At 70.7% G+C, this 7,726-nt stretch carries 2 protein-coding genes; both read right to left on the bottom strand.

The window, feature by feature from the left end:
• Nucleotides 1-17: 17 nt before the first annotated feature.
• Nucleotides 18-2,360 carry a vWA domain-containing protein gene (locus tag R5W23_RS04845; protein WP_320685357.1) on the bottom strand — a complete coding sequence of 781 codons (2,343 nt, stop codon included), beginning with the start codon at nt 2,358-2,360 and terminating at the stop codon, nt 18-20.
• Nucleotides 2,361-3,223: 863 nt separating this feature from the next.
• The gene (locus R5W23_RS04840; RefSeq protein WP_320685356.1) at nt 3,224-7,339 is read right to left on the bottom strand and encodes a type II secretion system protein GspD; all 4,116 of its coding nucleotides are present in this window, start codon (nt 7,337-7,339) and stop codon (nt 3,224-3,226) included.
• Between the last annotated feature and the right edge of the window lie 387 nt (nt 7,340-7,726).

The following is a 7,726-nucleotide window of genomic DNA, read 5'->3' as shown; positions in this document are numbered from 1 at the left end:
CCCTGCGACCACCGAAATCAGTACGTCTGGTCGCAGACCATGCAGTACCGCGAACCGGGTCGCCCCGGGTTCTTGCGCCCGCAGACCGGACAGGCGTCCGGGTCGCGCGTCGGCGGCTTGGGCGCCGGCGCGGCCGGTGGCGTCGGTACGGGTGCCACCGGGGGGCGGGCAGCCGGCGACGGAGGGGCCGGCGGACGCCCCGGCACCGGTGGGGCCGGCGGGCGCGGCGGCACCGGCGGAGGAACGAACGGAGCCGCCGCGCGCGGGGCCGCGGGCGGAGGCGAAGCCGGCATCGGAAGCGGAAGCCCGTCGTCCTCGTCGAGATCGAGTGGTTTCGGAGCCGGGACCGGCTTCGCCTTCGGAATCGGCGGCGCGGCGGGGCGCGGCGCGGGCGGCCGGGCGCTGCTCCCGGTGCGCACAACCACGGTCACGTTTCCGACTTCGCGGGTGTCGCCGTTCGTTACTTCCACCTCTTCGCGCGCGGGCACGTCGGTGCAAATCACCCGGCCGTCCCGAATGAAGTACCGCAGCGCCACGGCCGCCGCCCCGCGTGCCCACACGGTGCAGGCCCGGGCGTCGCCGCCGATCTTGACCGGCTCCGCCCCAAGGTTCACCGTCACTGTCTCGCGCGGGCCGTACCGAACTTCGAGCCACGCGCTGCGGAAGGCGGCTTCGACCACCGCGACCATCAGGCCGATGCACAGCCCCAGCGCCAGGCCGCCCGCGAGCCGGCCCAGAACCGCGCTCGCCGCCGACGCCACCACGATGTACCCGATCGCCCCGGCCGCGCCGCCCGCCGCCCCGCCCGCCAACCCGTACTTGGGTTTCAAGTTGGGAACGAAGAGCGACAGCCCGGCGCCCGCTAGTGCGCCCAGGATGGTCCAGCCCAGCACGCGGAAGATGACGCCGAGTATGGGGTTATCGGGAGCGAGCAAAAACAACCCCTGGCCCGCCGCGCCGCCGACGAGCCCCACCGCCGCCCCGCCCGCGATCGCGGCGCTCGCCCCCCCGGCCGATGGCAGCGTGCCGCGCAGGTAGTGCTGCTGTCCGCCCAGGAGGAAGAGACAAACGAGCGCCGCGACCGCCCCGGTCCACACGCTCACCGCCAGCACGAGCTGCCCGGTCGCAGCGGCGTCGTAGGTTTGGTTCGATTGTACCGCCTTGACGGTCTTCAGCTCGGGCGGTGTGACCTCCTGCTTGGGCAGATCCGGGCGGCTCGCGGGCTTCGCCTCGGCCGCCGCGATGACCGCCTTCGTCATCTCGGGCAGCAGGACGGTCGTGAAGGCCGTGGCGTCGCTGGCGGTGCGCTCAAGGTCGAACACTCTGCCGCGCCCGCCGCCCTTCTCGCCGGGCACCCCGAGCGCGGCCCGCTGGAGTTCCACGTACTCGTCGTACCCGGGGGAGTTGATGACCAGGTGCAGCAGATCGACTTTGTTCGCTGCCAGCGATTCGGACGCGGACCGGAGGCTCACGCCCAACCCCTGCACACTCTTGGGCGCGGCGTCGGTGATGAGGATGAGCGTCCGCACCGCCCCCTTGCGGAAGTCGAACTTGCTCGCCTCAATGATGGCCTCCAGGCTGCTCTCGGGCTCGTCGCCGCCCCCCGCCGCCCGCTGGCGCCCCACCGCGGCGGCGAACCGGGCCGCGTCCGCGGTGAACGCCTCGCCCTGGAACTTGAGCACCTGGAGCGACGGGTACGTGACCGGGTCCCGTTCGGGCATCGTCAAATCGCGGAACGCCACGCACCCGAACCGGGCGTCCACTTTAGCGCGTTCGAGGTCGCGCGAGAACGTGCCGATCCCGTTCTTCAGCCCATCGATCTGGTTCTGCATGCTGCCGGTCACGTCGAGTACGAACACGATGTCGGCTTGCGGCCTCGGCGCGGCCAGCGTCGTGACCGCGAACGGCGCCGACTCCGCGGTGACCGTTTTCTCTCCGGCCTTTGCAGTCGCAACCACCTTCACGTTTTGCGGCCCGGCCCCCACCGCCCCTCCGAACGCGGCCACGAGTTCGATTTCACCGTCGGTCCGGGTCGCGGGAACGGTGGCGTCCGGGGCCGACGCGCGCACCCCCGGGGGCAGCCCGTCGATGCGAACGGAGACATCGCCCTCGAACGCGTCGCGGGCCACCTGCACCAGCACCTTGTTCGTGCCGCCCTGGTAAATCTGAACGGCCGTCGGCGCGCTGACCGCGAGCCGCGGCTCGGGCGGCGGCGGTGTGGCGGGCGCGGCGCTCTTGGGGCCGAGCGCCAGCATGACGAGTTCGCCGAACAGCAGCGCCCCCAGCCACCCGCCGACGGCTCCGTACAACCCGAACAGCACCGGCTTGGGCAACCCGGACAGTATCTTCGGCGCGGGCATCGGGATGTCCTTGGCGGTCGAGAGCGAACAGGAACCGGATGTGGGGCGAGCGATCGTGCTGCGGTTCAGCCCTCGCAGGCCGTCGCACCGTCAGAACGTGAAGCCGCACGGCCTACATTAGCGGCTGCGGGGCGGGCCGTGTACCACCCGCACGGCGCCGGCACCGGGCTTCCGACGGGACCGGCACCGCGGGCCGCAGTCGCCCGCGACGAGTGGGGCGACTGCGGCCCGCCGGGAAGAAGAGCGAACGTGGCGGGTGCCGCGCCGGTTCGCTGACTGCACGTATGCCGACCCGCGCCGGGCGTGCCCAAAAGCGCGGAGCGGGCCGGGAGAGGAACGACGGGGCCGGTCATACGGTTGCGACCTCACGCGGGCAGACGTTCATCATGGCACGCCGGAAAGCGGCGGTCCAGAGGCGGGCGGTGAGGTAACAGAACGCCACACCCGCCTGCGCGCGCGTCCCGCGTTCAGGAGTTCGCGGCCCTGCGATTCGGTGAGAGCCGCACCTGCCGGCTGATTCGCGGCTCGGTTACCGGCGCCCGCGTTGATTCTTGCTTTTGATGCACAGGTATTCTTGCCTGTGCGGTCTTACCCATCGTCTGGTTACAGATGTCTGTTTTTGGCTGATATCGTTGTGGCACGGACATTCCTGTCTGTGCGGCCTTCTCGCGCCGCACAGACAGGAATGTCCGTGCCACAAGAAACAGACGCAACTAACCGGCTCACGTATTCGTGTGCAGCGCAGACCAGAACGTCGGCGCCACAAAAACCAAACACCGCCAGCCGAATTCGTGCGACCCAACGAAAGCGGCCCGCGAGCAGCGCTCGCGGGCCTGAAGGTTGTCACGCTAACGGCGTTCCGATCAGTTGCCCGGGCTGCGACCGCCCTCGGTCTGGAAGATCTCTTCTTCCGCGTTGATGATGATGCGCGGGGTCACCATGATCATCAGGTGCGAGGTCTCGCGGCCCACGCCGACGTTCTTGAACAGCCGGTTCAGGTACGGGATCTTCGACAGGAACGGCGGCCCGAACTCGTTGCGGCTCTCGCTCAGCCGCTTCAGCCCGCCCAGGAGCACCGTGCCGCCGTCCGGGCACACCACGGTGGTCTGGATGTTCAGCAGCGTGAACGACGGCTGTTGCAGGAACTGGGTGAACGGGATCGGCTGGCCCTGGCTGCCGCCCTCGAACACCGGCGTGATGAACGTGGTGATCGGGAACAGCGGGACCGAGGCCCCGGCCTGCACGCCAAGCGACACCGGCAGGTTGAGCCGCACGAACCGGCGGTCCGCCGACACCACCGCTTGCACGGTGATGCTCAGCGTGCCCTGTCCGCCCGACGGGAGCTGCTGCTGCTGCGGGATGAACACGATCTGCCCGTTCACCGAGACCACCTGCACGTTGGTCACGAAGAACTGCGTCTCGGCCACCGTCAGGGTCGCGGTCTGGCCGTTGAACATGGTCAGCTTCGGGGCCTGCATGATGTTCGACCGCTGGTCCCCCTGCGCCATTTCCAGGAACGTGTACACCTGGATGTCGTTGAGGAACGCGAGGCCGAGCGAGATGCCGCCGTTGTTGCCCGGCGTGTTCGGGTAGTTCCCGAACCCGGGGATCGCCCGCTGGAAGCTGGTGGCCCGGATCGGCACGTCCAGATCCGGGGTGAACGACCCGGCCGGCGTCAGGCCGACGGTCACGCCCTTGTTGTTGATGTCGTTGATGAACGGCTGCGGGCGGAACGAGCCGCTGGTCAGCGCGGGCTCGAAGCTGCTCGTGTGGGTCTTGACGTTCACCGAGAAGTCGACGCCCATCCGCTCGAAGAACGACTCGGCCAGCGACACGATCCGGATCTCGACCGCGATCGCCAGGTCTTGCAACCGGCGGAGCGCCTCGAGCAGGTCCGACACCTCAACGATGACGTCGGCCGTCTGGTTCACCACCAGCGCGCTGCCGATGTCGAAGAACTCGACCTTGCCGCCGCCGCCGGCCCCGTCCCACGAGTACGGCCGCACCATGCTCGTGATGAGCTTGATGAGCTGCTCGTGCTTGCTGTTGGACTCGCTGGCCACGTTCGAGGACGCGCCCAGCGGGTTCGCCTGGAGGCTGCCGCCCGGGCCGAACGGCGCCCCGCCCTGGATGCCCGGGGTGGTCGCCAGTTCGCCCTTCAGGCCCGCCGGGACCCCGCCGCCGAGCCCGCCGGCCATGCCGCCCGCCGGCATGTTCACGCCCGACATCATCAGGTTGCCGGTGTTCAGCGGGTTCTTGTTCAGCATCTTGTCGAAGTTCGCGTAGTCGGGCAGCGCGAAGTTCGGCACCGGGGTGACCAGGTCGGCCACCGAGAACACCTTCGTGTACAGCCGGCCCTTGGCCTTCTTCGTCGTGGTGATCTTCACCACGTCGTTCTCGATGACGTAGCTCAGCCCGGCCGACTCCAGGACGCACAGCAGCACGTTCTTGGCCGCGAGCGCGGTGCCCACGTCGAAGTTGACGAGCTGCACCTCGCTGATCTGCTCGGCCTGGAGCGCGTTCACGTCGAGCCACATCGGCACGCCGGTGAGCGTCTGCAGGTTCTTGATCGCCTGGTCGAGCGGGGTCTGCCGGAACTCGGCCGTCACCGGCTTGTCCAGGCGCATCTCGATCTCGTACGCGGCCGGCGTCCGGGTCTTGATGTGCAGGTCGTTGCCGGACCCGCGCAGGCTGGCCCGCCGGAGCCGGTCCAGCTCGATCGCCACCGGGTTGTCGGTGGTGACGATCCGGCCCATCTTCTCGGCGTCGTTGGCCCCGGCCAGGAAGAACTGCTCGCGGTCGGCCTTCGCCTTCTCCGCCTCCTTCACCCGGCGGTGCAGCTTGATCGTCTCGTACAGCGCGGACACGGCCGGGTCGTCCGAGTCGAGCTGCTTGGCCTGCAGCGCGAGCTTCTCGGCGCCCTCGTACCCCTCCGGGGTGCCCTTCTTCATCAGCTCGTTGGACCGGCGGACGAGCTGCGCGACTTCCTTCTTGCGCTCCTCTTCCGCGATCCCGCGGCCGACGATCCGCTCCTTCGCGTCCCGCTTGTCCTTCTCCTGACGGGCCTCGGCGTCGGTCCGGCTCTTGAGCAGCCGGAACGTGTCGAGGCGGGCGTCCACCGGGCGGAGCAGCAGCGCGGCGCTCGAGGTGTCGAGGCCGGAGGCCCGGACGCGGTTCGAGTAGTCCACGAGCATCTGCATGGCGAGGTCGGTCTCGCCGCGGCCGAACGCGGCCTGCGCGTCCGACTGGACCTTCAGCCCGTCGCTGCGCAGCTTCTGGAACTGCACCTTCTTGAGCGCGTCGGCCGAGCCGGCGCTGTCGGACCCGACGCGGGCGGTGCCCGGCGGGTTGGCCGGGGCCGGGCTCGCGGCGCCGGGGAGCGGCTCGGCCGCGGGGGCGCCCGCGTCCGGCGGCTGGACGCCGCTGGCGAGCGCGACGCCGCCGTCGCGCGTGCTACCCTTGTCCAGTTGCGCCTTGCACGCGGACATCATCCGGTCGCGGTCGGCCTTCAGGTCCGCCGTGAGCAGGTTGCCGTCCACCAGCACCAGCACGTTGAACGTCTGCTGGTACTCCTTGTTGTCGAACGCGGCCTTGGCGTTCGCCATCGTGGCGACGGCCTCGCGCTTCTTGCCGGCCAGCTTCTCGGTGTCGATGCTGTTGAGCAGCGCGCGGGCCTCGTCCTGCACCCCGCCCAGGTTGTGGGCCTGGACCGCGAGCCGGTGCGCGGTGTCGTACTGGCCCTGCTTGAACTCGTAGGCGGCCTGGTCGAGCAGTTGCCGCCCGGTGGCGGTGCCCCCCGGCGCGGCGGGCTTGGCGCCGTACACGGTCGCGGTGCCCGGCGGCACCGGCGGCGCGGTGTTCCCGATCGGGCTGGCGGGGACCAGGAACTCCGGCCCGCCGGCCGCGGCCATGCCGCCCGGCGCGGCCGTGCCGAACTGCCCGTTCGACGCGACCCACAGGGCCTGCTTGGCCTCCACGATCGGCTTCGGGAACAGCCCGAGCGTGGCCGCGACGGCGGTCGCGTTGGTCAGCGCCGCGTTCGCCTTCGCGAAGTCCTTCTGGGCGCTGGCGGCCTGGGCGTCGCGGACCAGTTGGTCGATCGCGGCGGCCCCGCGGGTGTTCAGGTCCTGGAGCGCGAAGCCCGGCGAGAACTCCTTCGCGTCGAAGCTCGCGCCGACCCGGTCGGCCTCGGTGAACTTGGCCTTGGCGGCCATGAAGTCGCCGTTGTCCGCCAGCGCGCGGCCCTCGGCGAGCAGCTTGGTCGCGGTCTGCTTCTTGCCCGCGTCCGCGCCCCCGGCCGGGGTGTAGGCGGCGCTGGTGGCCGGCGGCAGGGTGCCCAGCCCGGGGGTCCGGGCGGTCGCCCCCGCGGGCGGCGTGGCGGCGGCGGCGGCGCCGGCCGCCGGGGCGACCTTGTACTTGGTCCGGGCGGCCTGGAGCTCCTTCACCAGCTTGTCGGCGCGGTCGCCGAAGTCCCACGACGAGTACGGGCCGTGGAGCTGGTCGGCCTTCTTGGCCATCTGGATGGCGAGGTCCAGGTTGTAGGCGCGCTCGGCGTCGTTGGCGGCGGCCTTGGCGGCGGTCGCCTTCGCCTGCTTCACGAGCTGCTCGGCCTGCGCCTTGTTGGCCTTGGCCTGGCCCGACTCGATGTCCTTGCGGAGGGCGGCCGGGGTGTCGTCGAACAGCCCCCACTTGCCGCCCGGGTTGTGCGCCTCGGCGGCCTGCGCCAGGTCGCGGGCGTCCGCGAAGCGCCCGTCCGCGAGGGCCTTGCGGCCGTCCTTGAGGAGCTGCTGCGGGTCGCCGCTGGCCGCCGGCGCGGCGCCGGTGCGGGCCGGCGCGCCCATCGCCGGCATCTTCGGCGCGTCGGCCCGGTCCTTGCCGAACTGGGCGTGCACGATGGCGACCGTCCCCCCGGTCAGCACCGGCACCAGCAGCAGGTTGGCCGCCACCCGCTTCCAGTTCCACTTCTTATCCTGGAACACCAATGGCCTCCTTTGCCCCTGCGCTGGGAAACGGGGCGCCGGCACAAAGCCCCCGTGCGCCGCGGCCCGTCCCGCGGCGCCGCTGCCGGCGCGAGTGCGCCCGGCGCCGCCCCAGCGGCACCGGGCTTTCCGTCTCCTGGGGCCGTTGGGCCCCGCGTAGAGTGTGTGTGAGAAAGCGGGGCGGCTATAACTCCGCTTCCGCGGAGAGTCAAGCGTTTTGGCTCAAGTTTCAGCGGCCCGGCGCGCTTGAAGCTGCGCGGTGTGAGTGGCCCGCGAGAAGAGAAAGAAGGTGGGGAACGGCTGGCGAAGGAGCGCGGGCCGCTGGCCCGCTTCGCGACCCGTGATACCGAATCCGATTGAAGAGTAACGGTACTCTGTAGCCGGCCT

Origin of the sequence: Gemmata algarum, from assembly GCF_034097035.1 — a bacterium.
Classification (GTDB): Bacteria; Planctomycetota; Planctomycetia; order Gemmatales; family Gemmataceae; genus Gemmata; species Gemmata algarum.
Note: the sequence above shows the minus strand (reverse complement) of the source record. Positions and strands in the feature narration are given on the sequence as shown.